19 protein-coding genes and 1 pseudogene are annotated in these 25706 nt (G+C 67.9%); 4 read left to right on the top strand and 16 right to left on the bottom strand.

The features are described 5' to 3' along the window. Window position 1 precedes the first annotated feature (1 nt). Entirely contained in the window at window positions 2–1372 is a 1371-nt protein-coding gene (locus IE97_RS0104310; RefSeq protein ID WP_030231262.1) for a putative T7SS-secreted protein, read from the bottom strand. Beyond that, window positions 1369–1596, bottom strand: coding sequence for a hypothetical protein (locus IE97_RS0104305; RefSeq protein WP_234310599.1), 228 nt, complete (start codon window positions 1594–1596; stop codon window positions 1369–1371). Before IE97_RS0104305 ends, IE97_RS0104310 begins: the two co-directional genes overlap by 4 nt. Window positions 1597–2200: 604 nt before the next feature. Between IE97_RS0104305 and IE97_RS0104300 the strand changes: the two genes are divergently transcribed. After that, window positions 2201–2863, top strand: coding sequence for a hypothetical protein (locus tag IE97_RS0104300; protein WP_158708234.1), 663 nt, complete (start codon window positions 2201–2203; stop codon window positions 2861–2863). A 321-nt stretch (window positions 2864–3184) separates the two neighbouring features. On the opposite strand, the gene IE97_RS0104295 is transcribed toward IE97_RS0104300, so the two are convergent. Then, entirely contained in the window at window positions 3185–3535 is a 351-nt protein-coding gene (locus tag IE97_RS0104295; protein WP_199920626.1) for an LppU/SCO3897 family protein, read from the bottom strand. Window positions 3536–3984: 449 nt separating this feature from the next. Beyond that, window positions 3985–4635 (bottom strand): hypothetical protein, encoded by a 651-nt coding sequence (locus IE97_RS0104290; RefSeq protein ID WP_030231253.1) that lies wholly within the window; start codon window positions 4633–4635, stop codon window positions 3985–3987. Window positions 4636–5014: 379 nt separating this feature from the next. On the opposite strand from IE97_RS0104290, the gene IE97_RS0104285 reads away from it, so the two are divergent. Further along, entirely contained in the window at window positions 5015–5416 is a 402-nt protein-coding gene (locus IE97_RS0104285) for a hypothetical protein (RefSeq protein ID WP_234324024.1), read from the top strand. A gap of 94 nt (window positions 5417–5510) precedes the next feature. Here IE97_RS0104285 and IE97_RS42775 read toward each other — a convergent pair whose 3' ends face one another. The 4 genes from IE97_RS42775 to IE97_RS0104255 all read right to left on the bottom strand — a co-directional run bounded on the left by IE97_RS42775 (window position 5511) and on the right by IE97_RS0104255 (window position 11011). Continuing rightward, complete coding sequence (locus IE97_RS42775; protein ID WP_234310596.1) at window positions 5511–5960, bottom strand: hypothetical protein; 450 nt, start codon at window positions 5958–5960, stop codon at window positions 5511–5513. A 472-nt stretch (window positions 5961–6432) separates the two neighbouring features. Beyond that, window positions 6433–8490 (bottom strand): SUKH-4 family immunity protein, encoded by a 2058-nt coding sequence (locus IE97_RS39810; protein ID WP_158708233.1) that lies wholly within the window; start codon window positions 8488–8490, stop codon window positions 6433–6435. A gap of 58 nt (window positions 8491–8548) precedes the next feature. After that, complete coding sequence (locus IE97_RS0104260) at window positions 8549–8743, bottom strand: hypothetical protein (RefSeq protein WP_030231241.1); 195 nt, start codon at window positions 8741–8743, stop codon at window positions 8549–8551. 249 nt (window positions 8744–8992) lie between these two features. Then, window positions 8993–11011, bottom strand: coding sequence for an SUKH-4 family immunity protein (locus tag IE97_RS0104255; protein WP_158708232.1), 2019 nt, complete (start codon window positions 11009–11011; stop codon window positions 8993–8995). Between the two features lie 405 nt (window positions 11012–11416). Between IE97_RS0104255 and IE97_RS43565 the strand changes: the two are divergent. Then, window positions 11417–11548: pseudogene (locus tag IE97_RS43565) on the top strand (DUF6228 family protein); the annotation flags it as partial. Here IE97_RS43565 and IE97_RS43560 read toward each other — a convergent pair. Beyond that, complete coding sequence (locus tag IE97_RS43560; RefSeq protein ID WP_030231237.1) at window positions 11493–13436, bottom strand: hypothetical protein; 1944 nt, start codon at window positions 13434–13436, stop codon at window positions 11493–11495. The pseudogene IE97_RS43565 and the gene IE97_RS43560 sit on opposite strands and share 56 nt — an antisense overlap. 836 nt (window positions 13437–14272) lie before the next feature. Here IE97_RS43560 and IE97_RS0104240 point away from each other — a divergent pair. After that, a complete protein-coding gene (locus IE97_RS0104240; protein ID WP_030231235.1) occupies window positions 14273–14701 on the top strand; it encodes a hypothetical protein in 429 nt (142 codons plus the stop codon). Between the two features lie 34 nt (window positions 14702–14735). Here IE97_RS0104240 and IE97_RS0104235 read toward each other — a convergent pair whose 3' ends face one another. The 7 genes from IE97_RS0104235 to IE97_RS38200 form a co-directional block, all read right to left on the bottom strand. Then, window positions 14736–15050 carry a hypothetical protein gene (locus tag IE97_RS0104235; RefSeq protein ID WP_030231231.1) on the bottom strand — a complete coding sequence of 105 codons (315 nt, stop codon included), beginning with the start codon at window positions 15048–15050 and terminating at the stop codon, window positions 14736–14738. Between the two features lie 59 nt (window positions 15051–15109). After that, window positions 15110–16438, bottom strand: coding sequence for an SUKH-4 family immunity protein (locus tag IE97_RS0104230; RefSeq protein ID WP_030231228.1), 1329 nt, complete (start codon window positions 16436–16438; stop codon window positions 15110–15112). A 70-nt stretch (window positions 16439–16508) separates the two neighbouring features. Then, window positions 16509–18452: a hypothetical protein gene (locus tag IE97_RS0104225; RefSeq protein WP_030231224.1), complete on the bottom strand. Its 1944-nt coding sequence runs from the start codon at window positions 18450–18452 to the stop codon at window positions 16509–16511. A 34-nt stretch (window positions 18453–18486) separates the two neighbouring features. Further along, window positions 18487–19488: a hypothetical protein gene (locus IE97_RS0104220; RefSeq protein WP_234324026.1), complete on the bottom strand. Its 1002-nt coding sequence runs from the start codon at window positions 19486–19488 to the stop codon at window positions 18487–18489. Between the two features lie 71 nt (window positions 19489–19559). Further along, on the bottom strand, window positions 19560–24656 hold the full coding sequence (locus IE97_RS39190; RefSeq protein WP_158708231.1) for a toxin glutamine deamidase domain-containing protein: 5097 nt from the start codon (window positions 24654–24656) through the stop codon (window positions 19560–19562). Between the two features lie 261 nt (window positions 24657–24917). After that, window positions 24918–25235, bottom strand: a complete 318-nt coding sequence (locus IE97_RS0104210) for a DUF397 domain-containing protein (RefSeq protein WP_030231209.1) — start codon at window positions 25233–25235, stop codon at window positions 24918–24920. An 82-nt stretch (window positions 25236–25317) separates the two neighbouring features. Next, window positions 25318–25704: a hypothetical protein gene (locus IE97_RS38200; RefSeq protein WP_158708230.1), complete on the bottom strand. Its 387-nt coding sequence runs from the start codon at window positions 25702–25704 to the stop codon at window positions 25318–25320. Between the last annotated feature and the right edge of the window lie 2 nt (window positions 25705–25706).

Here is a 25706-nt window from a genome sequence, read left to right as displayed (position 1 = left end):
GTCATTCTCCCGTCAGGCTGTCGTGGACGCCGGTCACGGTTCCCGGCACGGAGGCGGCGAGCAGCGGTCCCTTCGACCACCAGGAGGTCGGATCGAGTGTCCCGTCGTAGCGCAGTGCGGACCGGAAGGAGTCGATGTCCCGCAGGCCGGGGACACGCTCGACGACTTCGAGGAGTCCCCTTTCGCCGATGCTCGATCCCAGGTTCTTGGCCACTGTGTGCTCCCAGGCGAGCTTGAAGCGGTGGCCGTCCGCCGCGATGACGTCGCCGATCCGCTCGCCGCTGAAGAGTTTGGTGGCAGGCCCCTTGACCGAGTCGAAGCCCGCGTCGGCGATGCGCGCGGCATACATCGCTTCGTCGGCGGTGCGCCCGACCGTCGTCACCACCTTCGTCGTCCCCGTGATGGCGGTCTTGGCGAACCCCACGCCCGGTAGGGCACCGAGGGCGTCACCGGCGAGGTCCGTCAGACCGATGTCGGCCCCGCCGAGCTTGGCCGCGCCGTGCGCGAGCAGTGCCCCTGCCGAGAGCCCGGCGCCGGCCAGGGCGAGCGCCCCGGACAGAGGCGGGCACCACAGAGTCAGCAGCGCCAGAATGCCGAGGACGGCGGAGATGTTGCTCAGCCAGTCGCCGATCGTCTTCAGCAGGTCCTTGTGCCGGGCGCACCATTCCTGGATGGCGTGCCCGAGCTTCTGGAACTGGTCGCCCAGGCGCTCCCAGAATCCCGGATCGGGCGCGTTCTCGGTCGCCTTGCGCAGGTGACCCGCGACCCCCCGGGCCTGGGCCTGGTGCTCTTCCAGAAGATGCTCGGCGCGCTTGATGATCTCCTCGAGTTCGCGCTCGGCCTGGTTCAGCCGCGCTGAGGCTGCTGACAGGTCGCCGTCGGCCTGCTGCAGCCGGGCACTCGCGGCGTCGATCTTCGCCTGAGCGTCCTGCAGGGCGGGACCGGTGAAGTACTGGCGGCTGAGGCGGAACGCGGGATCCGATGCCGCCTGGTTGTAGCGGTTCGTCGCGGCGTCCTTGGCCTTGTCCGCGGAGGCGACATGGCCCTTGGCCTGCTTGGCCTGAGCTTCGTAGGTACGGGCTGTGCTCTGGTAGTCGGCCAGCGCCGCGCGCCACTTCGACAGCTCCGACGACGCTGTGCTCATCGCCTCCTGGCTGTCCTTCAGATAGCGGGGCAGCTCCCCGACCTTCTTCGAGAAGGCGGAGGCGGCGTCCCCAGCCCAAGTGACGTTCCCTGTGAGGCGCTTGATGCTGTTCTGCGCGTTGTCGAGTGCGGTTGCCGCCTTCTTTGTGCGGGCTGCCAGTGAATCCACGTTGCCGGGATTGCCCGGTGCCGGGTCGAAGCCGAGCGCGGGGTACGAGTCGCTGCTCACCGCGTGCCGCCCTTCCCGGCGAAGCCGTCACGCAGGGCCGTCTCGACGTCCCGGTAGGTGTCGCGGGTCTTCTTCAGACCGTCCTCGATGGCCTGCGTGCCCTCGGCGATCTTCGTGATCGCGTCGTCCCAGCTGTCGTGGAACTCGTCGCAGGCGTTGTCGAGTTCCTTGCTGCCGGTGGTCTTCGGGCCGGTGTCGCGCAGCGCGTTCAGCGCCGCACGCATCTCATCCTGGCTCCGGTGAAGTTCCCGGACCAATGTGTCCAGCTCGGATATGTCTACCTTGAAGCCTGCCCCCATGGCGCTGGCATCCCCCTGTCTCACCCGGCGCGTTCGTTGGCTGCCGCAACACGATATGCAGCAGGAGTCGGGTGACCGGTCCGGGGTCTTCTCGTTCGCAGAACCTTCATGGCACGTCCGCACTGCCTGCCGGGGTGCCGCTGACCGCCGCACCCTCTGCGGCTTTTGGGAACTTCGCCTCGCGTTGCCGTCGCCGTCGCCGTCGCCGTCGTCGTCGCTGTCCTCGGCCGCGGTGACGTCGAGGTACGGGGATCTCGCAGTGTCCGTCGGTGCTGACACCGAACGCGATCGACGTGTGGACACCTCAAGCCGCAACTCCGGCCACATGCCGGATGGTTGTGGTGGATCAGCGTCCCCCACTGGGCAAGGGCCCGAAGTCCGTGGCACTCACCCCATGAGTTACATTCACGGCGATGATCATCCCTGCGGGGGCTCTGCGTTACGCCACGTCGTTCTCGTTCCCGGCGGAGATCAACCAGCCGTGCAGACCCTCGACCACACCTGAGCAAGACAGTGAGGACGCTTTCGGGTGAGCAAGAAGAAGCAGGCTGACACCCTCCGCGCTACGGTCGAGCGGGCGAGGGTGTTGGTACCGACAGGTGAGGTGCTGCGCGCTGAACACTGCGTCGGTTTGGCCGAACGGGCACCGTCCCCCGGCTATTTTCGCCGCCCGCGCGTTCTGCGATCAGAGCGCCGCACGCTCGGTGGCTGGCTGTGGATCCCGATCGGCTGGCTCGTGCGAGTGCTTACGGCCTCCTCGTGGAACCCGATCGAGTGGCTGATCGAGGCGTTCATGGAGCGGGACAAGAAGAAGCCGGGCAAGCCGTTTCACGGCGGCTGGGACAGCATGGCCGGCCAGCTGGCCCGCGGCCTGGTGCCTCGGACGAAGAACCCGGCGAACCAGGCGATCAGGGTGATGCAGGTGACCGACCGCCGCCTGCAAATCGTCTACGTGTCACGCGTGCGTTCCCTCGCCGGCAACCCTGGCCCGGTCGAAGCGGGGTGGGCCACGGACATTCGCAACGTGACCTGGATCCGGGATCGCAGCGATGTGGTGGGCGGCGACCACGAGATCGGCTTCGTCGACGGTTCATGGTGCACCGTCCACTTCTCGGGTGACGGTTGGAGCCGGATGTCGGACGCGTTCCCGGCCCGGTTGAGCCATCTCGACCCTCTTCCGTACCGAGGGTGAGTGACGTCGCACCTCCATATGGGCATGTCCGCCACGTCGGGCGGACTCGCCCTGCTCGCACTGCCGTTGGCGCACGCTTGCCCTGGCGTACCTCGAGAGCTCATAGCGCGATCGGCTGGGCGCGCGACGGCGCCGACGTGCCCCCGGTTCCTGAGCTCCGCTGCCGTGACAAGGCATCGGCGAGGTCGCGTACAGGCCGGACGCAGCAGGAGGGCGGCTGCGGTATTCCGGGAGAGCGCCAAGGCCGGTCAGGACGATCAACCCGTCCAGCTTGGGCGGACACCGGACGCCCTCCACTGCCGCGAACCCCGTCGGTGCTGGTCAGACCTTGGTGAAGCACATGGTGTAGCTGGCCCTGTGGCCGCTGTTGCGGAACTGAATCCCGTAGTCGTACTCGGATCCGCACTCCTGGTATTTGCCAGGCATCCACTCGTCCAACTTGTACTCCGCCTCGGCGGAGTCACAGTCGACGACCGTAGGCACCGGTTCGCCGTCGGGATCCTTGACCTTGACGCAGTCGCCGATCTCCGGTTCGTGCTTCTTGGCCTCGTCTGCCGCTGCGGACGCCGCAGCCTCAGCCTTCGCCTTGCCCCCGGTCGGGCTGGTGTTGTAGTCCCAGACCCAGTAGCCCACGGCGCCGAACACCGCCAGGACGACGACGCCGGACTTCACAGCCCGCAACAGTCCGGCAGGCTGTCGCCGTTGTGGTTCGCGTGGAGGCTGCGGCTGCTGCGGGTAGCCGTGCGCTGCCTGCGGCTGAGGCTGGTGCGGGTAACCGTACGGTTGCTGCGGCGGCCCGTACGGCGGTTGGTTCTGGTATTGCGGCGGAGGCGTCGACATGCCCGGCAGTCCCCGTAGTTGAGTGTGAGTGGAACAAGATCAACACGAAGTTGACCGGTGCAGGCTACCCGCCTGCTTCGACGGGACCGCCACCGGGCGCTGGGTCAGAGGGGTAGCCGACCAGAACGAAGTGCGCCCCGGACACGGCAGGACGTGCGGGAGGCGGCCAAGAGGATGCTGTCCGGCCGTCTTGCGCTGCGCGACGCGCTGGACGACCCTGCGAGACGAAGAGGCACCGGCGGACGGGAATGTCTCTTTCCGGGGCCGACCGCTACGGCGCGTCACTGCCTACGGCCCCGAGTCCGCTCCTTGTGTCCCTTCACGTCGGGTCGGCCGATGTGCCCCTCCGCCCGCTCCGACTCGCCGAGCCAGATGTGCGGGACGTAGAGCTGGACCGCCGCGACCACCTGCTGCCGGCACCCGGCGGGAAGGGGAACGCGGTAGCGCAGACGGGGCAGGTTCGGGTGCAGTGGTTCCTCGTCGCGGACCTGGGGCCACAGGACCGGGTCGTCCCGGTCGATGGGGCCGGTGGGGAACAGCTCCAGGGAGTAGACCCTCTGACGGCCGTACTTGCTCCAGTAGAGGCCGACTCCCGCGAGGGTCTGCCACGGTATGACGTTCCGGAGCTTTCCGGAGTCGATCCACAGGCCGGTGTGGTCGAAAAGGATCCTGGTCTTGCGGTTCGCCCAGTTGGCGATGAAGAGCAAGACACCGACCACGCCCAGCGCCAGCATGAAGACGAGGCCGGCAAACCCCGCGGGGGTGGATTCGGCCTTCTGGTTCCCGGTTGCAATCACGACAGCCCCGTAGATTCCGACGGCGCCCATCGCGACGAGGAGGACGGAACAGGGCAGTCCCACCATGGCGCCGCGGCGGCCGGTCCGCATGACCGTGGCGTCCGGTGCGGGGGAGGGCGTGTGCGAAGGCAGCATGGTGCGTGAGCTTAGCGAATTCACCTACGTGCGGCCGGGGCCGCCTTCGGCCCTGCGCGTGCAGGCGTTCACACTTTGCCCGCCCGCCGACCGCTCCAGGTCCCCACGACGCGCACCGGGTCAATGATCTCGAACTCTTCCTCTCGCGTGCCCGGGTCGCCGGCCTCGCGTCGGTGCCGGTCTGTTCGCCGCCTGTCTCGGGGTCCGGGGCAGCAAGGAAATCCGTCCGGGGATGGCGGCGGCCGGGCTTGGCCTCGCAGCCGTCGCGCTGCCGTTGACGTTCGTACTGGCGTCGCTCGAGGCCGCGTAACAGGACTGGCTTGTTTGCGCGTTGTCCGACTCCCGTGCGGTGCGGCGACGACCGCTAAGCTCCGCTCACATGACTACGCATGGCGGTGACGCGGTGAACGGGCCGGTCGAGCCGGAAGGGCCGGGCGGGCGTCCCCTGTTCTTCGAGACCAGCACGGACGAGCTGCGGACGAAGTTGCAGGGCCAGGGCAGACCGGAACTCGCGGAGCAGCGGCGGCGCGAGATGCGACGGACGAGAGCGATGTACGCGGCATTGGCCGGCCTGGTCGCCGTCGTGTGCCTGGTCATGATGGGCGTGCGCCTCGGGCAGGACGATGCGCTCGGCGTCTGGGTCGCCACGTATGGCGTGGGTGTGGCCCTCGGTGGCTGGGGTTTCGTGCTCGCTCGGATGGGCCATACGCGTTGGGCGATGATGGTGACCTGTATCGCGGGGGCGCTCGCGGGAATCGGCGACAGTCCGGCGTTCCGCTGAGGCAGGTCTGAACCGTGCCATCCAGGGAGATTCAGGGTTCAGACATCGACCCGACGCCAGGATATTGACCGCCGGGCCGACGTCTGATGCGGCGTCAGGCCGGGCGGCGCTTGTCGCCGATGAGGCGGGCAATGCCCCAAGCGGCGGCTGCGGCGAGCACGAGTCCGAGCGGGGAGAACCAGTCCATCCCGCCATTGGCCTCGTCGTTCCACCAGCCCTTGAACGCGAAGAACGGCTCGTACTCCAGCAGGTGCATCAGAGCTACGGGTGATTCTTCCACGGCGAAGATGAGCATGCTTCCGTTGGTATAACCGAACAGGGCCCCGAGCGCGGCCACGACGGCCCCGCACGCCCAGGCGCCACCGTTGCGGTGCCCCACCGCGCCGACCAAGGCCCCGACGATGGCCCCGTTGATCAGCGCGTGACCCAGGTAGAGGGTGTTGGCCACGGCAACCGTCTGATCCTTCCACGTCAGCAGGATCAGGCCGCTGTAGAACAGCGAGACGATGACCGAGACGAAGAACCCGAGGAGTACCGCGCCCACTGGGCTACCGCTGGGCGAAGGCTGTTGCCCGAAGGCCGGCGCCGGGTAGGCCGGTGCGCCATACACGGGAGGCTGGCCAGGGTTCTGCGCAGGTCCGCCCTGCATCGGCGGCTGCCCGGGGACGGGCGCTGGTCCGAAGGTCGGCGGCTGTTGCTGCGGTGTGGTGGGCTGGCTGTACGGGTTGTAGGCGCTCTGCGGCGGTTGTTGGGGTGGCTGCGGCGGCTGCGACGGGGGTGGAGGCGGCTGGAACGGTGGCTGACTCATCGATATCCCACGGAGTGAAATGGCAAGAGCAGCAAGCTATCAGTGAGTTCGGGAGGAGAGCCGTCGGCGCCGGAGCGGGCGGGGTGAAGCGTGCTGGGGAGCCCCGTGGACCGGGAGGCGTCTCGCGAAAGGCGCCGACCGCACCACTCCCATCCTTCCGGCCCGTATCGGGGTGCTCCGGGGCGGCGAGCAGCTGCAACTTCCCGTCCTATTCAGTGCCCCAAGAGTCCAGATCCCCGTCGAAGACATGCTCCCAGTGATCTGCGTCCTCGGTCGCAGCATCGATGTCTTCCGCCCACTGCCACAGGCTGCGGCGGACATCTCGGCGTTCAGCGGGCGTGTGGAAAGGACCTGTCAGGAACTCGTGATACAGGCGGAGAAGTATGCAGAACTGGCGAAGGCTCGTGGACAAGACCAACGAGCTGTATCCCGTGCTGTAATCCTGGACAAGAGCGCCGGTACCACCATCAAGCAGCACCCTACCGCCGGTCCACTCGGCCACGAAGTAGAAGGGGCCCCCGCTTTCTGGAGGTTCCACGTCATCCGGCCATGCTGCTTCCACCAGCCCCGTCTGCGCCAGGTCGGCCGTGTGTACGAAGGGCAGCTGGTCGGTCAAGTGTGGCCAACCGACGTTGGTCAGGAACTGCCTACTGTCCGAATCGATCAGACCTGTTGGCAGTTCGTCTTCTGATAGGACGCGGCACGTACCCAGCCCGAACGAGCCCTCCAGCCATGAGCGAGTGGGAGCGTTCTGTGCCACGGCTTGAGCAGGACAGCGCCAGAGTGCCGCCTCGGTGATGGGGCCGGCGAACGGTTCCGGTAGCGCTTCCAGATGACGTTGTTCCCCCGGGGGCATCGCCACGTCCACGAGGAATGGACCGGTGGGACCTGAGATCAGCCACTCCCCATTCGTCCTGCTCTTGGACCTGAAGGGACGAGATGCACCAGGGGGCCTGTCGAAGATGTGGCGCACCGGTGGTCCGAGTCGACGGAGACGCCAGGAAAGGCTGTCCTCGAGCTCCGGAACGTCTCGGGATCCAAGGGCGTCCTCTGACGGCTGGTCCGCCAGAACGTCCTCGGACTCGTCCGATCGTCCGAAGGTGCCGAACGGGCGGCACCTGGTCCAGACGGTTTTCCACGGGAGTTCGACACCGGACTCGGTGGCGATCGACCGGGCCAGCGATGCATCCCCCCGGTTGAGTGCCGAATGATGCAACCAAGCCACCCATTCCGCATGCGGTGCGGCCGCAAGTCCGAGTTGCTCAAGATAGTGGGCGTCGATGGCGATGCCACCCTGCGGAATCCCGCGGGGCCAGGTCGCGGCTATGCCCTGCAGTAGCCCCTTGGCATCGAGATTCGCGAGGACCTGGCCATCAGTCAGCAGGGTCTCCAGGAGGCCCGAATGGGCGGCATGGAGCGCGGCCGCTCGCGCCGCATAGGCACCGGTGGGGCCGACGCTCTCCCAGGCTGTCGCTCCCAGTGCCTTCAGAGGCTCGAGGAGTGCGGAGAGCAGGCTTCCGTGATCGGTGGGGCGGAGCAGTCTGATCCGATGCCGATCCGACTCGGCGTGAAATCCGAACTCCCAGCCTCCGCCCGGGACTTCGGCGACAAGCAGGTGATCCGGAAGGGATTCCGCGAGTTCGGCGAGTTCCTCCGGCGAGATAGGAATGCCCAGGCCTCGACAGAGCTCCACCCAGACAGGGAGAGGGATCGTACGGAGTTCTGCTGCCGCCAGAGCCTGGACAGCAGGGTTCCGGGTGAGGATGTCCAGCCATTCCTGGGACCGCGCCTCGCCGTCGGCCGGTGATGTCAGAACAATGTCATTTCGTGCGGGTGCCGGCACCCAGGGTTTGTCAGCGGAACGCTCGACCACGAACTGCAGGGTTGGCCGCGAAAACTGCTTGAGCGTACGGATCATGCGCTGGCTGATCCGAACTGCTTCGCTCGAAGTCACGAATTCGTCGGCCCATTGGACGTTGCCGAGCAGCGCGACACCGCCACTTTGTATGCGCTGGGCGCCCGCAACGAGAGAAGTCGGAGGGTCGGCGACTCCCCAGGCGTGGAGGAGATGATGTGCGATATCATCCGCGGTCTTGCCTTGGCAATCGAGATGGACGGCGCCAGGGATTCTGTCTGCCAGTTGGCGGAGCAGGGCAGTCTTCCCGGTTCCCGGTACGCCCCGGATGGCGAGGGTTCGGTACACGCGATGGGGCTCTGCCAGCCAGGCTTCGGCCTGCTCGAGTGCCCGCTCAGGTGTCAATCCCACTCGGTGACTCGCTTCAGGGTTCGTGTCCTAGTAGCCAAAATGCGATGAGTTCAGCGGTTCACTCGGCGCCCGAGCCGGCCGCCTTCATCCAGGCCCGCAACCACTCGCCACGATATCTCACCATCTGCTCGTCGGTCATCGCCTTCACCTGTTGACGCATGGCGATGTCCTCGGCTTTGGCTTGCTTGATGGCTTCCCGCCGCTCCGCTGGACTGTCGTACTCGGCTACCCTGGCCGCGGCTTCATTCCGCATGTCGCCCTTACGGTAACCGCTTCCGTCGGAGACGCGAAGATCGCTTTGTCTGGGGTTTTCCTGCTGCTCCTCAGGGCGATTCTCTCGCGCCTTCTTGGTGCGGGCGCGAGAGTCGCCAGGGTCTCGCTCTATAACGGTGAGCGGATGGCGTCTCAGTCTCGGAACGGGAACTCAGACCTGATTCGGTCAGCCAGCGGTCCCGAGAGGCTTGAGGGCAACGCATTCTGTGCAAGTCGTCTGAGGGCGGTCTCAGTCAGTGGTGTGCAGTGCTGCAGTCCAGAAAGTGACGTCTATGTCTGCGTCGTCGAGATCGGGCAGAGTGTCCTCCAGTTCGTCTCGGATCGCGACGCGTTCGGTGCGGCTTCCCGCCGCGGCCAGCATGCACCGCGCTACAAGGTAGTGCTGGAGCAGGTCGACGAACGAAGCCAGGCTGCCGGCGATCAACACGGCTCTGTTTTCCCGCTCTGTGCCGTCGTCGGGCTCGTCGTCGAAGTAGGCGTCGAAGTCGTCTTCTGCGCTGCTCCGGTCGGCGCCACCGAACAGGACGACCTGCCCCGTTCCGCCGTGCACAACCAGGTCGCCGGCACCCCACGTACCGATCTTGTAGTACGCGCCTGGGGCGGCGTCTGCCGACAGGTCCTCCGGCGCGAGGCGGGGCAGGCCCACTTCGTCCAGAGCCTCGAGCCGGATTGCGGCGCCCTCGAAGGCGGGCAGTCCGACGTCCGTGAGAACGCGGCGTGCCTCGGCGTCCGTCACCCCCTCGGGCAGCAGGCCGGTGGGCAGGCGACGTACGACGCCAGGTTCGAAGAGGTCAGGGTCGTAGGAGCCCATGCGCCGTGCTGTCCTCCGGTGCAGTGCGGGGAGGGAACCGGAGTCGTCGAAGAGCGGCTCCCCGTGCACCTTGCTGATGCGCAGATTCACGGCGCACCGGTGGAACTCGACCGCGAAAATACCGCCGAGCCCCGTCACGAGCAGGAGGTCGCCGATCTGCACCTGCCCCGACACGAAGGGGGGTTCCAGAGTGTCGAACACGGTCAGATCGTCCCACTCGGGTGTGACGTTGCGTTCCGTGTCGGTGGGCCAGAGCGGCTCGCGCCGTCCCACTGCCGGCATCGCCTCCGGCCAGGGGCCGGCCAGCTCCTCACCGGTTTCGGCGTCCCAGACTCGGTACCGCTCGTCCCATTCCCCCGGAGCGGAAACGGCGTATCGGCCAGGGAGGTAGTCCTCAGGGGCGATGACCGGGTCTCCCAGTGGACCGGGTCGAACGTATGCCGGGCTCAGGGCACCCGGCGGCCGCCAATGGGCCCAGCGCACCTGCCACGGCAGCTGCTGCCCGGACGAGGCGATGTGGCCGGCGGTCTCCGTATCGCCACGCACGGTACTCATCAGATGGAGCCACGATGCCCATTCACCCTGGGACAGGGAATCGACGCCGCACATCCACAAGTTGACCGCGTCCCCGGCCGGGGAGGCACCGTTCACGACATACGAGTCGTCGGCATGCGCCGCGTCAATCAGCGCCACTTGATCGATATGGGCAACGAGCCGGCCGGAGCGCTGAACGGAATCGAACTCGCCGGCCTGCACGGCATGCATCGCCAGTCCGTGCGTCAGGTACTGGCCGGTCGCCCCTGCCGCGGGCTGATCGCGCAGCCATGCGACCAGCTCCACATTCACGGCTCGTGCAATCTCGGCATCGGTGGTTCGACGCAGCGCCTCGGCATGCCGCTCGTCGCGGAAGCGGACCCAGCCGTCGCCGTCCACCTCCAGCAGCTCGCCAGAAGCCTCCAGCGCTGTGACGACATCCGGGGAACGTCCCGCACGGGACCCCAGCGCCTGGGCGAGGACGGTCCACACAGGCAAGGGAGCACGACGGACCTCGGCCAGTGCGAGCGCACGCAACGCTTCGATATCCGTGCCCTCGGGCAGGTGGTGCCCCACAGCCTTTTCGGAACTGCCCGGCTGCAGTGCCACGACCAAGTGATCGTGTGCGAGTCGGGCATCTGGCAAGCCCCGTTCGATAGCGACTTTGAGACCGCCGCCAACGGCCAGTTCATCGGCGAACCGGTGCACCATGCGCTCCGGTTCCGTGGAGCGCCGAGTGCGGCCCGCACGGTGAGCGTTGACGATGATGACCAACCCGCCACCCAGCGGCGAGTCTTCAAGTTCGAACCCCCAGTCCGCCCGCTTCTCCGGCAGACCGGTGAGCCCAGCAGCCGTCATGACCCGATCGATGAGGTCCTCACAGGTCAGTCCGGTGGCATCCACGAGCACCGCTTCGCTGCGGGCCTGACTCAGTCGCAGCAGTGTCTCTGTCCGTCCGGACCCAGGAGGTCCGGTCAACTCGGCCACTCGCTGGGACCCGCTGTCCGACCACTCCAGGAGCTTGGCCAGGGCTTGCTCGGGTGCAACAGGCGAAGGGGGGTGTCTGACGGCTCATCGTTGAATCTGCTGACTTTCGGTGTGTTTCCACAGAGACGGATCAAAGGGCTGCGTTAGCTGCGGCGCGATCGCTTTCCAGAGGGCTTGAGCAGTTGGAACTCCCGAGTCCGCCCTTCTTGTCGCCACACGGCTCGCGCTCGGTGTACAGGGCGGTGATCGTGTAGTTGCGGCCTCGGCACCTTCCTCACCTCGCTTGCCGAAGACTTCCGGGGCAGGGAAGGAGTACATACCTGGCACTCCCTCTGCTACGACCTCACCATCTCAGCGGAGCACCGCCCCGGTAGCCACGTCCAACTCACTTGGGGCATCAACGACCGGGCGCCCTCCGAGGATGGCACTTCGCGACGACCACGGTGCACGTAGCAGACGAGGGTGGTGGGCCGTTCTCCGCCGGTGGCTCAACGTCCTTGGGCCAGGGAAGTTCCCACAGGAATTTTCGGTAGTCGGGTTCCAGCCTGATTCCCTTTTCGTCCATGACGGGAAGTCCGATGTCTGTTAGTGTCCGGCGGGCGGTTTCATTGGCCAATCCGGCCGGTAGGACTTCCGGTCGGCTGCGTAGAACGGAAGCCCTGGGGAAAAGCTTCGCCAGGTCGGCTGCGGTCGCCACGGGCGCATTCTTGGGCAGCGTGGGTCCTGCGGCAGTCAGTGAGCCGAGGAGCGGCGCCCCACGCAGTGGCCTGAGGACGCGTTCCGCCTTCGTATCGACGCCTTCCACTGCAAGCACGCCACCCGGGCCGGCGAACACCGCCAGGTTGCCAAGACGCAGTGCAACAGGCAGGAGTTCGTCATCGGGCCCCTCCTCGCTGTCGTCGTGGTCCAACAGTTCGCTGCGACCGGTTGGCCCGGCCCAGCCTGTCTCCGGCGGCCAAGTCAGCGCATCCCCGGCGTCGTCGGGGAAGTCCTCGTCGAACCAAGGGCCCGCCACAAGCTCAGAGGTTTCGGCGTCCCACACACGTACCCCGCCATCACCGGCCTTCGCGGCCACCGCCGGGCGATCGCGCCATCGCACCTCGAACAGAGCGTCCACCGGACCGGGTTCGAGGTAACTCGGGTCGTATCCGCCCGGGGGGCGCCAGTGGGTCCAACGGGCCTTCCAAGGAAGACGTACGCCGGATCGTTCCATGCCGGTGCACAGCCCGCCGTCGTTACGCGCCGTGGCCATCAGGTGCAGCCATGCCGCCCACTCACCCTGATCACTCGGCGCCACACCGTACATCCACAAGTACACCGCGTCAGCAGCTGCATTCGAACCGGGCACCGAACCGCCATGCGCGCAGTCAGCCGCGTCCAAGAGGGCCTTCTGCGGGACGTTGGCCAGTACGCCGCCGTCCCGCAGCAACTCGTCGAACTCGCCCGCTTGCACCGCGTGCATGGTCATACCCCGTGCGGCGTAACGACCCAACGGCCCGGAGGCGGCCCAGCCGTCCGGGTGCCGCAGCCGGGGAGCGAGCTCTCGCAGCCACCGCACCATGTGCCTGTTGACCTGCTCACTCAACTCCGCCGGAGTTTCACGACGCAGTGCCTCGGCCACTGCCTCGTCGGCGAACGAGACCTCCGCCTCGGTCACCGTGACAAGTTCGGAGAAATGCTCGGCAAGCTCTTGCAGGGCCATCTCGTCGAAATCCGCGGCTCCGGCGGCCCGGGCCAACTCGCTCCACGCTTCCCAGGGCACACGTCGCGGCTCGGACAGGGCCAGCGCACGCAACTGAGGGAACTGCGAGGCAGTCGCGACAGCGGCCGCGAGTGCGTGCTGTGGGCTGTCGGACGATGTGTCGTCCAGCCAGAGCGAGAGCCTGCTGTACGGCGACGCCTCAAGAACCGTTGGCGGCGTGTCGAGTACAACGCTCGGTCCGGCGAGGGCGAGAGTCTCCGCGGCATGGTCGCGAACGAGAGCCGGCTGGGCGGACCTGCGGGTGAGCCCGGCCCGGCCTGCATGCGTGATCAGGACCAGCTTGCCATCCCCTTGCCGGCGGGCGGCCTGGCGCCAGGCCCAGTGCTGGGCCTTGTCCTCGGGCACCCCGATGAGCGTGAGAGCGTCTCGGAACACGTCCTCCGCATCGGCTTCCGTGGCATCGAGCAGCACACTTTGGGTGATGTGCCGGTGGGCCTCCTCAAGGACCCCCGTGGTGCCGGTGAGACTGACGATATCCAAGCGCTTCTTCTCGGGGACGCCCTCGCCCCACCAGTCACGTACCTGTGCGACTGCCTGAGCCGGAGCGAAGCGTTCGGGGCCTGGGGAAGACTCGGACATGGGGCTCCCTACTGAGGCGGATCGACACGCAGCATAGGTTTCGCCCAAACGGATCCGATGGCTGAGAGGTGGTCACCATTCGGCCTGCATGTGCAGTTCGTTCATGGTGCGTATCTTCTCCACCTTGTTGCTGATCTGCGGTCGGTGAGACCGCTCTTCTCCTGCCCGAGAAGGATGGCCTCGGCGTACTCGGGCAGGCCGTCCTCGACGAACGCGGTCTCCAGCAGGGCCGCGCGCAGGGGGACGGGCGCCTGGGTGCGGGGCAGCAGGGGGGTGCGCGAGTACGTACGGGCCGGTGGGCCCAGTTTCTCAGCGGGTACGGCCTCGACGGTGGTGCGCAGCGGAACCGGGTCGGCGCGGACGAACAGGGCGGGATCGGTGAGGAGTCGGGGGAGCGGTCCGGCTTCCCGGGCGTGGCTGGCGATGTGATCGTGTACTTGGCGTGCGACGGGTTCGCGTTCAGAGCCTTTCTGAGATCGCCTGCCAGTCGCCGCTCTGCCTGGCGGCTTCCAGCTCGTCGTAGGTCTTGGCGCTCTTCTCGTTCCCGAGTGCGCGCTTCTCCATCTCGTGCAGGATTGTCTCAGTGGCCTGGTCTTTCTGCTCCCGGGCTCACGCTGAGCGGATTCGGCGCGCACGAGGGGGCGTACGCCGCGGGGAATCGCCCGAAGGTGCTGTCGACGAGCCCGGCGGGAGAACCGTCGGCTCCGGTGCCGCTTCCTGTCCCTTGCGTCCGAGCCACGACGATGCGGTCCTTCTTCTCTTCAGCCAGTGGGGCCCAGCATGACACCCATGGGTGACGGGAGATACTCCGGTGTCGAGAGGCTAGGAGAAGAGACATGACCAGGCAGCCCGAGAACTCACCGAATCCGCACGGCGCTTCGCCGGAGCGTGGCGTGCTGGACGAGGCACTGGAACCGGAGCAGATACGTTCCCTGAACTCCGCCCTGCGCAAGCTGTCCGAGACCGACGGCGTCAGCAAGGACCTGCAGGAGGCGGCCAAGAGGATGCTCTCCGGCCGCCTCGCCCTCCGCGATGCCATGGATGACCCCGCGGTTGCCCGTGCCCTGGGCGGGGGCCTTGCCTCCCTGCGCGGCCAGTGGGAGTCGCTTTCCGAGGAGGAGCGCGACCAGATCAGGCACGGAGAGGCGCCGGCGAGCGGAGACGCCCCCTCAGGGCAGTCCGGCCCCAGCACCTCCAAGGACGAGTCCTCGCCGTCCGGGAAGAAGAACCAGGGGCGCCACAGCGGCGGGTTCTCGCTGTACTGATCACGGACAACTGATCACGCGCTCGACGTAGAGTCTACGGCTGGCGCTGCTTGCGGTACAGCGCGATGGCCGTCTCACTAGGGTAGTTGGGGACGGTGACGGTCTCGCCGGTCTCCTTCGAGACGACGATCTTGCTGCCGCCGGGTGGGGCGGGCTGCGGTCGGCCGGATGCGTCGACGCTGGGCGGGAAGACCGCGTAGACCAGGTAGCCGATGTCGAACTCCTCGACGCGCAGCTCGGCAGGGGTGCCGTCCGGCAGCTTGGGCTCCGCATACCGGCTGCGCACGATGGCGAGGGCCTGGTCAGGACTGGTCGGTGGTGTGCGGTCGAGCGGGTTGCCCGGGGTCACGAGGTGCTCTCCTTGTTGTCGGGTATGAGGATCTCTCGATCGGGGTCTTCCAGCTCCGGTCAGAACAGCCCGTGCCACATCTGCTCGACGATCAGCGACCACCAGGTGTCTGCGTTGCCAAGCGCCGACGCGTCGATGGCCACCAACTGTTCCTGCAGGGCCGCCACTTCTCCGCCCGCGGCGACCGGGTCCAAGCCCTGCATCCGCTGCCGTACCGCCGCGATCAGGGCCAGGGAACGGGCGAAGGCGGCGGCCGAGACATTGACGTAGCGCGCCTCGGCAGTGACCGGATCCACCGCCCAGACCGCGCCCAAGCCGTCCGGCTGCCCGGGACCCGGGCGGCACTGCACCGCCACGACCGCGACCCCGTCGAAACCGATGCGCACCAGATACGACAGGGCGCCGATCTTCTCCTCGCCGGCCGGGCTGCGCCGCTCGCGCAGATTCGTGGCGACGTCGGTGAACAGGCCGCCGACCGGAGGGGCGTCAGGCCGGTCGGCGGTGAAGAAGAGGGGGAGGTCGGCGGGGAGCCCCGCCCACGTGAGCGTTGCCTTGGTGGCCTCCGGCAGCGAGCTGTCGGCGATGTCGTCGGCGTCGTAGCGGCGTACGCCGTCCTGGCCGAAGACCTCGACGAGATGGCGGCCGAGGGCCACGTCCCGCATCGGCTCCGCAGGCGTCACCTGGGCGGGAACCGGGACCCGGTGCGGGCGGGGCGGCGGCTGCTGCCCCGCGATGCGGTGCATTGTCTCGACCTGCTCGACCAGCGCCGCGACGCCCTCCGCGCGGGCCTCGGGACGGGCTCCGTAGGTCTGTGAGCAGGAGAGCTGGGCGTTGCGAAAGGAGTTGAGGAGTTCGGCCGTGTAACCGCCGGGGAGCAGGCTGGGACGCAGGTCGGTGTGGATGGCCACGACGTTGTCGGCGGGTACGTTCATCCGCCGGAGCTCGGCCCACGCCTGGTACTCGGCGGGGGGCAGGCCGGGGCCGGAGGTGCGGAAGAGGGTGGTCTCCTCGCCGTTCGCCGGGTCGATGTACGTGAAGACCGCGGTGTTTCCGGGGCCGGTGACCGGACGGGCTCCTCCGGCGGAGCCTGCGCCCTGTGCGTCGGCGCCGTGCTTCTGCCGGTACATCTGGACGGCCTCGTCGACCGACACCGAGGGCCAGACCGTCAGCTCGCCGGTACGGCGGTCCACGACCCCGCACGCGTTGCCGATCTCGGCGGGCGGCCGTCGCTCCCCGGTCACCGGATCACGCTCGGGCTCCGCGGGCGCGGCCCACACGACCCAGCCCAGGTCGAACTCCTGCATCCGCACCTCGCGCCGCGGCTCCGCCGATCCTTCCGGGTTGAGCCAACGGTCGGCGATGGCGAGTGCCTGCTCCTGGCTGGTCACGGGGAGGCTCCTTCGGAAATGGTCGGTCGAGGGGTGAAGAGGGGTGACGGGGCGGGCCTGCCCTGCGTGCCTACGAGGCTATCGCCGCCTCCGCTGCGCGCATGCGGAGGGCCTTCGCCCCGCGTTCGGTCGCGACGACCAGGATGCCGTCGGGGGACAGGTCGGCGGAGATGAACGGGACGTCGGAGATCAACGCGGCCACAACCTCCTCGCTCGCGCGGTCCCAGATGCGGAGGTAATCAGTGCCGCGGCTCAACCCCAGCGGAGCGGCGCCACGCTCCTCCTCGGACGGGCGCAGGATCTCCCCGGGGTCCGCGTGCGGAACATCATCCGATGACAGCAGGCTGTGAATGAGCACCGCTGATTTTCCACCTTCTTCCGTGGGACTCGCGCCGGGAGTGCCCGGTGGTACGACGAGCACCGCCACGGGGACCCCAGAGCTCTCGGTATCGGGCAGGCTGCCGACCGTCACCTCACTGATGCCGGAGACGGGCAGACTCCACAAGGTCTGCCAGGGCAGCTCGAAGCCGAGTCGGTGCAGGGCGCGGGCATACTCGGGCAGCCCGTCCTCGACGAACGCCGTCTCCAGGAGAGCGGCACGCCACGGCTCGGAGACCTCGTTACGGGTCAGCAAGGGGGCAGTCCGCAGATACGTACGGGCGGGAGCGCCCAGCTCTTCCACCGGTACCGCCTCGATGGCGGCGCGCAGCGGCACCGGATCGGCATGGACGAACAGCCCTGGATCCGTGAGGAGTTGCGGCAACAGGCCCGCCGCCAGCGTGTGGCCGGCGATGTGGTCGCGTACGTACGGCTCGGCCTTGCTCCAGTCCTGCTCCGGCACGGCCTCCAGCAGTGCCATGGCGATCTGCGTCTGAGCGGCTCGGACGTTCGGCAGGTCGGCCCGGATCGTGTCGCCAATGGCGGGATGCAGGAGGCGTAGCAGGGTCTGTCCGCTGTTCTCGGCTCCGCTTCCGCCTCCGTCCGCTTTCCGCTCCACGGGCTGTACGAAGGGGGCGACGAGCGGCATGCCCTCCGCGAGGGCCTGGCTCATGTCCTTTCCGGCGACCGCGCTCACCAGTCGAGCCCACAGACGGGCGGGCATACCGTCTGCCTCGGCAAGGGCGAGCGGAGCCAGCATCAGCCGCAGCGTCTGCGGGTCGGCGCCGAGCCGTCCGGCGTGCAGATCGAGTGCGTCGCCGACAGAGGTCGGCAACCGGCCATCGTCTGTCGGATCGTCGACACCTTCGGGGGCGATGAGGATGCTCTGGACGGCCAACTGCACGACGAGCGGGCTGGTGCCCGCACGGCGCCCGATGGCCGCGGCGAGGGCGTGCCGGATCTCCGGGTCCACGGTGAACGGCAAGTTCACTCCGGCGAACGAAGGTCTCAGTGCCGCTTCGGCGTGCCGTACCAGCCCTTCGGGGTCGGCCCACTGCGGCTCGTCGAGATCGATGATCTGCACCACGCCCGCTGGAAGGCCCTCGGCCAGTTCGGAGACGAGATGCCGCGGCAGTTCCGCCACCAGGCGGACCGAGTCGAGGGCGGCGAGGGGCCTGAGTACATGACGCACGAGTTCGGATGGCTCGTCCGTGTGCCGGACCGGACCTGCCTCATCCGCATCCAGCACTACGAGTGACACGGGCTCGCCGAGGGCCGCCAGCTCCGTGTAAACGTCCTCACTGCGGGCCACGGCCAGCTCGTAGTGATCGGCAAGGGACCAGAGGAATTGCTGGGCTGTCAGTCCACGCGCATTCGCCGCGGCGGGGGCGGGCAACTCCGGAGGCACGCAGGACGGGTCGAGCCGGTCGAGCTCCAGTTCCTTGCGGGACTCGGCGTCGCAGAGCATCAGAAACCCGGTGAGCAACCGTGAGCGCCCACTGCCGGAGTTTCCGGTCAGCGCGATCACACGAGGCGCCCCCGGGCATGCCATGCGCCAGGCCGTGAGCGCACGCAAGGCGTTGGTGCGGCCGCCTATGTGGGGGTGTGGCGCGTAGCTGTCGGTTGAATCGGTCATGGATTGCCGTCCTCCGCTGGCGGGAGCGTGGGCCTCAGATGGGCAGGGCGCCCTTGAAGCGGGAGTTCGGTATGTCGGGGTGGGTGGTGGCGAGCCAACCATGGCCGTCGGTACCGGAGGCGGGCATGCGGCCCGGTTCGACGGAGATGAGGTCGGCTGCCGTGCGAGCGTACGGAACGCCCTCGGCGTATTCCTCGTCCTCGTCGGCGTCTTCTCGGTACTCCACCTCGAACGGCAGGGGTTCTCCCTGGAACCGCGGGTGGTCGTAACTGCCGAAGCTCCGCACCCCGTGGCCCTCGCGGGCGACGTACCAGTTCTCAGCGGAGTTGTAGGGGTCGACGACGTAGAAGTGCGCCTCACCGCATCGCTCGCTGAGTTTGTCGGCCAGCGTGAAGCCGTCGAGCTGGTCGATGAACGAATTTCCCCACACCAGGCGCCAGTTCTGGATCGGCAATTCTTCGAGCCAGGTCTCGAACGCCGGTGTGATGAACACCCGGTAGGCGGTCCGAGTCTTCCCCAGCGAGTCCGGGAACTCGAGGGAGTCGGTGGCCTTGGTGGCAGCGGCCACGCCCATGACGGCGGTGGCCGGTCGAAGGTCGTGCAGACCGAGAGCGGTTACGGCGTCGTCGAGCCGGTCGGCCGGGAAGGCCAGCCAGCGGCCGGCCTCCGACGGCAGCCTCACCGGGCGTTCGTCGATGAGCTTGATCCGCACGAGGCGTTCCAAGGCACGCCGGTCACCCTCGTCCAGGTTCTCGGCGCCCTCCAGGTCGACCAGGGCTTTCAGGGCATTGCTGCGCAGACGCCCGGGGCCCTGTCGTCGAATCTCCCGCAGGCGTGGCAGTGCCTCGTCGCCCAGCCTCTGCAGGACGGCCTCGGCACTTCGTTTCAGCCGTGACCCCCCGCCCTCTGCGATATGGGGCAGCAGATGGTCGACCACCTGTGCGCCGAGGGCGACCAGACGGTCCTCGGCGGCCTGCCACACGCTCCGATCATCGTCGGAGAGGTCACGTACAAGAGCGTCGATGTTGTCTGGCATGGTGCACAGCCTAGTTGTGGTGTGTGGAGAGTGAGTGAGGGCGCCGATGAACGGAAACTCCAGGTGCTCGATCAGCCCTGAATGTCGGCACGGAGCTTCTTCCAAGTTCCTTGCAAGGCGTTGATGTGCCGATCAAATTCCGCCTTGATGGCCGCCTCCTTGTGTGTCGTGGTCGCCTTACGCTGAGCGTCAAACTCGCCTCGTATGGCCTTACGCAGGGCGTCGCCGCTCTTGTCCTCCAGCTTCTTCAATGCCTTATCGAGGCCCGCTTGGTCGTCCTTGTAGTGCTCTCGCCATATTTCTTCGGCGATCTCTCTGCACTCCTGGTCGGACCTGCCCTTCATCTGCTTGAGCGCGTCCCTCTTGTCGTCTGACATTTCTCCGCGTGTGGCCACGCCCACAGGGTCGTCACGATAAGTGGTGCTGTAGTGGATCGGTATCCCCTTCAGTCGTTCATCCTGGAGGGTATCGGAGCATTTCGCGTGGCCCTGGCCCTCTCCACATGGTTCTCGTTCGGTATACAGACCGAGAGGTGTGTACGTCGATCCGTCCGGATCCATACGCTTGAGCCAGTCGAGCAGGTGCCTTTCCGAGTGACGCGGTTGTACGCCTTTCAGCTCCTTGTTCGCTGGGACAGAGGAGTCCACGATGTAATGAACGTCGTTCTTCGGCGGAGGGCCCTTCACCTCGAGGACTGCATAGTTCTTTCCACTGAAATCAGGTCCGTGACGTTTGACTTCCTTGAGCTTGTCAGGCTCGAGTGCCTTGAATTCCGCCTTCTTGAACAGTGCGTTCATCGCCATGCGATGCAGCCGCACTCCGAGCGATTCCTTGGACAGCTTTGCGCCCCGGTCCGGAGTGTCCTTGTCCGGGGCGCTTTCGCCGTCGTTCCTGTACGGATATGGGATCCGTTCCGGGCTGCGGCCCACCGCGTGTTCCTGGTGGAAGGAAAGGCTGAGCCGGGCAAGGGACGCCACAACGGCGTGCTGCTCGCCACGTGAAAGGCCACCGAAGCCGGGAAGACTGTTGATGAGTTGGTCCCGGGTAAAGCTGCGCGACCCGTCAGGATGGGCCTGCGGACCGTTGCCGGTCGTCGCCCGCATGACGTCGGCGAGGGCGCCCGATTCCGCCCAGCGGTCGAGCTGGGTGTGGACCCGGTCGAGTTCGACCCTGTGGACGTTCTGCCCCCGACGCAGCCCTTGCTGCAGTTCGTCGGGCTCGATGCCGTACTCCTTGGCCTTGTCGCTCTCCGGTGTTTCATGGGTGCGTGAGACATCGCTGTCCGGCCCGCCTTCGGTGACACGGCGGCTTTCGGCCGAGGTGTCGCTGGTACCTCGGTCGTGAGGATCGGTGTAAGGGCGGTCGTCGGGATCCTTGGTGTTGCCCTTGTCGCCGGCCGGGTCCGAGGGGGCGCCGTGCTGGACAGCGTCTTGTCCGGCGGGGTTCCGGGGGCCTCGGGGCACGTTGTCGCGAGTCGTCTCCGCTTGCCGGTCGGAGCGCGCCCGGGTGTCGCCCTTGGCATCCGTCCGTTCGTCCGCGCTCGGTTTCGCGCTGGACCGGTCCTGCCCGCGCGGCTCGTCCGAGCGGTCGCTCTGCGAGGGCGCGTGCGACTCGGGCGTTGCGGCGGTGGTGCTGTCCGAACCGGGCGCAGCAGTCTCGTTGGTGCGAGTGTCGTTTCCGGCGGGCGAGGTGTCGTCTCGGCCCGATGGTGTGAGCCGGTCGCTTCCGCTCTTGTGCTCCCTGTCACCGTCTGCGGGGCTGGAGGCCGACTCCGATGCGGCGTCGGGAGTGTGTGCTCGTTTCTCGCCCGAGGGATCCGCCTGGTCGGCCGGCCCGTTCTCGGAGTCCTCCTGGTGGACCGCGACGCCGTTCTGGTCCTGCGACTCGTCGCTCTTGCTGTCGGAGTCCTCGGAGTCCTTGTCGTCGGACTGGCTGGTGTCGATGGGGTTGCGGTCGGCGTCCAGCGGGATGTGCCAGACGTGTGTGGCCTTGTCGATGTGGAGGGGCTGGTCGCTGACCTCCCCGCTCTGGGTGTCGATCCAGACGATCTTGCCGTTGTGGTTGACGACGTTGAAGGCGTGGCCGCCTCCGCCGGGCCAGTCGACCTGGACGATGGCCGCTGAGCCGGGGCCGGCCTGCTGGAGGGTGGAGGCGATGCTGTTGGCCGTGCTGGGGTCGCCGCCGGGGCCGGCGTAGGTGTGGGCGGCGCCGGTCCAGCGGATCTGGTTGTCGTTCGCGTTGTTCTCGGGGGTGAACGGGTTGTGCTTGCCGTTCTCGTCGAGGTCGACGGTTCGGGGGGCTGAGACCTGGGGGTTGCCGTACCAGGTCTCCAGGAAGGAGCGGGAGCAGTCGGCGCAGTTGTTGCTGCGTCCGGGGACCGTGTTGCCGCCGTCGTTCTGGAGTTGTGTCCAGGGGCCGAAGGGGTCGGGGAAGCGCTCCGGGGTGCCGTCCTCGTTGTGCGGGACGGTGTCGACCAGGGCTTGCTGATCGGCGGGGTCGGGCTGGGACAGGCCGCCGGGGGCTTGGTCCAGGTCGGCGCGGATGTCGTCCAGGCTGTCCTGCTGCGGGTGTTTCTGGTTGTTGGAGTCGTTGGGGGTGGCCTGGGGTGAACCCGGCTGCTGGGGCGTGGCAGGGTCCGCGTGTGACGGGGACTGCGAGGAAGCCGGGGTCGTGACGACCGTGTGGATCGGGACGGCCGTCACTTGCTGTTGCTGGTGCTGCCGATCCCGGTCGGGCGGTGTGTTCTCCGGCTTGTGGGGCTGTGCGGCCGGCTGCTGCGGGCTGTGGGGGCTCGGGGTCGGGTTCGGGTTTGGCGGGGTGTTGGGCGTGTGGCCGGCGGGCTGGTGAGGTCGCGGCGGGGTGGAGCCGGTGCCGGGGCTCGGCTGGTTCGAAGTGCCGGGGGTGGGCGGCGTGCCGGGCGTGTGAGCGCGGCCGGGCTGTATCGACGGGCCCTGGGTGCTGTTGCTCGGCGTCGAGGCTCGGTCAGGGCCGTTGTTGGGGGAGCTCGACGGCGTGGTCGTCGGGGTGTTGGTGGACGCGGACGGCGTCCTGGAGGGCGACGACTGGGCCGGGTTCTGGTTCGCGGTGGGCTGGTTCGGGTTCTGGCCGGGCGTACGGGCGCCGGCCGGGTCCGCGTTGTTACGCGGCGCGGTGCGGTCGCCGGGCGTAGTGCCGGCGTTGTCCCGGTTGGGCGTGCGATCCCCTGGTGTCGTACCTGGGGTGTCCCGGGATGGGGCCCGGTCGCCCGGTGCCGTGCCGGGGGTGTTGCGAGGCGGTATGTGGTCGCCCGGCGTCGTGTCTGGAGTGTTCTGGTTCGGGACGCGACTGCCCGCCGTACCGGGGGTCCGGCCGTCGGAACCGGGTATTCGGGGATCCGGCGTCTGCGAAGGCGTCGACGACGGTGCTGTCCGGGGCGTCGCCGAAGACGTGGTGGGACTCGGTGTCGAGGCAGGTCCCGTTCCCGCGGCGGACGCGGTGGTGCCCGGCGGTGCGGCGGATGGATTCCTCGCCGGACCGGCGTTGGAGGTGTTCGGGCTGGTCGGGCTCGTGGCAGCGGTGGCCGACTGCGTGCCGGGTGTGCCGGCGGAAGGGTTCCTCGCCGGGCCGGAACCGGGCGTCGGGCTCGTCGTGGAGGAGGTTCCGCCGGAGCCGCTCGGGCCGTGGTGCGTGCCCGGAGTCGCGCCCCCGGTCGAAGGTGCCGTGGGTGACGTCGGCATGGCCGAGCCGCCGTCCGAACGGCCGCCGGTGCCGGCGGGCGACGAGTCGGCCGCCGTCGGTGTCGGCGCCGCGTTGGACTGCGTGGGCGTACTCGCCGCCAGCCCGTCGATCTGGGTGCCGATCGAGCCGCCCCCGGGTGAGGACGCCGTACCGCCGGACGACGCGGACGGGGGCGCGGACTGCGCTGTCGGGGACGACAGGCCGGACACCGGGGAGCCGCCGCCGGAGTGCGAGGGCCCGGGCGTGCTCGGAGTGCCGGACGAGCCGTCGGAGTCCGCACGACCAGGCGAGGTTCCGCCTGGCGCCGGGTCGTCGAAGTCCGACAGGGACGGCCCGGCAGAGGGGACCGGCCTCGAGTACGGACTGTCCGAGGATGACGGGCCCCCGGAATTGGACCCGGGGTCGGAGTCGGAGTTGGGACCTGCACCCACATCCGGGGCGCCGATGCCGTTGTCGCCGGTGTCGGCGGATATCCCGCCGCCTATGCCCGCACCAGGTCCACTGCCATTGCGTGTCGAGGTGGAGGAATCGGAGCCCGAAGAACTGGAGCCGGAGGACGAGGAGTCGGTGGACGAGGGGCCGGAGGACGAGGAGTCGGAGGAGGAGCTGGAACTCTCCGCCCCGGAGACGCTGCCGCTGTCCTTGCCACCGCCGCCTCCGCTGTCATTGTCGCTCCCCGACAACCCCGACGGCCCGTCATACCCGTCGACACGGCCGTCGATCGCGTCCCGAGTCCGGCTGCCGGCTTTGTGCCCCAGGCTGTCGCGGACGCCTTCGGCGAAGGTCTGCGGGCTCTGCCTGAGGGCGTCGAGGCCTGCTTCGCCGCCGGCCTTCATGGTGGCGCCGACGTCGTAGCCCTCCTGGGCGCCGAAGCCGACGTTCACGGTCTGCCGGACGAGGTCGCTGATCATCGCCTCGACCGCGGAGATCGCGGGCTCCTTCATCGTCTCGATGAGCGCCTCGATCATGGCTTGTTTGAGTTCGTCGAGAATGCGCCGGACGATCATGCGGGCGACCTGGGTGGCGCCGAGGCCCGCTGCCGAGGACAGGCCGAAGGTGACGGGTGCGGCGGCAGCGGCGGCGGCGATCTGGATGGCCAGGGCGATGAGCTGGGCGATCACCGCCCACTTGGCGAACTCGACGAGGTATGCGCAGGACTCCAGGACGTTCGCGATGAGGAAGGCGGCCTCGGCGGCATTGCGGAGGTATCCGTCCTGGCCGCCCCCGCCGTCGAACTTCTCGTACGTCTTGGTGAACTTGTCGATCGATTCGCCGGCGTTGTGTGCCGTCACCGTGCGGGCGCTGTTGTTGGCCTTGGTGTGGAGCTCGGTGACCTTCTCGCCGAACTGCCGCCACATGACGGCGCAGTCTCTGAGCTTGTCCTCGTTCGCCGTCGGCCACTTGTAGCCCAGCATCTCGAGAACCCACTCGAGCTCGTCCGGCAACATCATCGCCACAGCGGAAGGCACCCCCGTCACCCGTTGCGGCCGTACAACTCCCTCACCCGTCAAGGGAAACCACACAGATGTACAGCCCTGCCCACAGCTTACGGACTCACCGGAAGACAACTTCAGAGGGTTGCTGTCACAAATTCGTTGCAGGGCAGGACTGTTGATCCGAGCACTTTTCTGACCGTCCGCCACGAGAACAGCGACCGCCGCCCGCTTCTGGCGGACGGCGGCCGAAACCCCCGAGTGCGACGAGGAGCGGACCTACTCGCCCGCCACGCCCCCGCCCTCCGGAGCCGGCTCCAGATCGAACTCCCCGTCCCGCGCCCCCAGCACGAACGCCCGCCACTCCGCCTCGGTGTACCGCAGCACGGTGTCGGGATCCAGAGAGGACCGCATGGCCACCGCACCCTCGGGCAGGTACGCGATCTCGACCCGCTCCTCGTGCTCCTCGGTACCCGGCGCGCAGTGCCACTCGACGCCCGAGATGTCGAGGGCGTAGAGCTCGTCCCGCTCCCGCTCCTTGCGCGCCTTGATGTCCTCGGCTTGAGTTGCGACCTCGCTGTTGCGTGCCTCGGTCATGCGGCTGGGCCTCTTCCTGACGTGCGAACGTGGTGTGGGTCTCACCCTATTGCGTCAGTCGGCCCCATGCGTCCGTTACGGATCAGAGGTCCTGGCGGGGCCGCAGCGTGGCCTGCACGGATCGGGACGGCACCTGCACCTGACCGTCGTACTCGGACATCGTCCGCTGCCAGACGGCTTCCTGCTCGGCCTCGTTCAGCTCGTGCTTCACGCCCATCTTCGTGAAGGCGACACCCATCCCGGCCAAGCGCTCCGCCAGGCTCGCCATCGACTCGTACATGCCGTCGCGCAGGCCCTCGTAGACGACTCCGAACTTCTCGCCGATGTCGTCGTCACCCCACGGCGGGGTGTCACCCTTCTCCAGGGCAGTCAGTCCGGTCTGCAGTGCGGTCACGGCCTTGGCGAAGTCCACCCCGACGTTGAACATGTGAAAGCCCTCGGTCTTGAGGACCTGAGGATCGGAGTCCATGT

The sequence above is a fragment of the Streptomyces sp. NRRL S-455 genome (assembly GCF_000717875.1).
Classification (GTDB): Bacteria; Actinomycetota; Actinomycetes; order Streptomycetales; family Streptomycetaceae; genus Streptomyces.
This window is presented reverse-complemented; position numbering and strand designations above follow the sequence as displayed.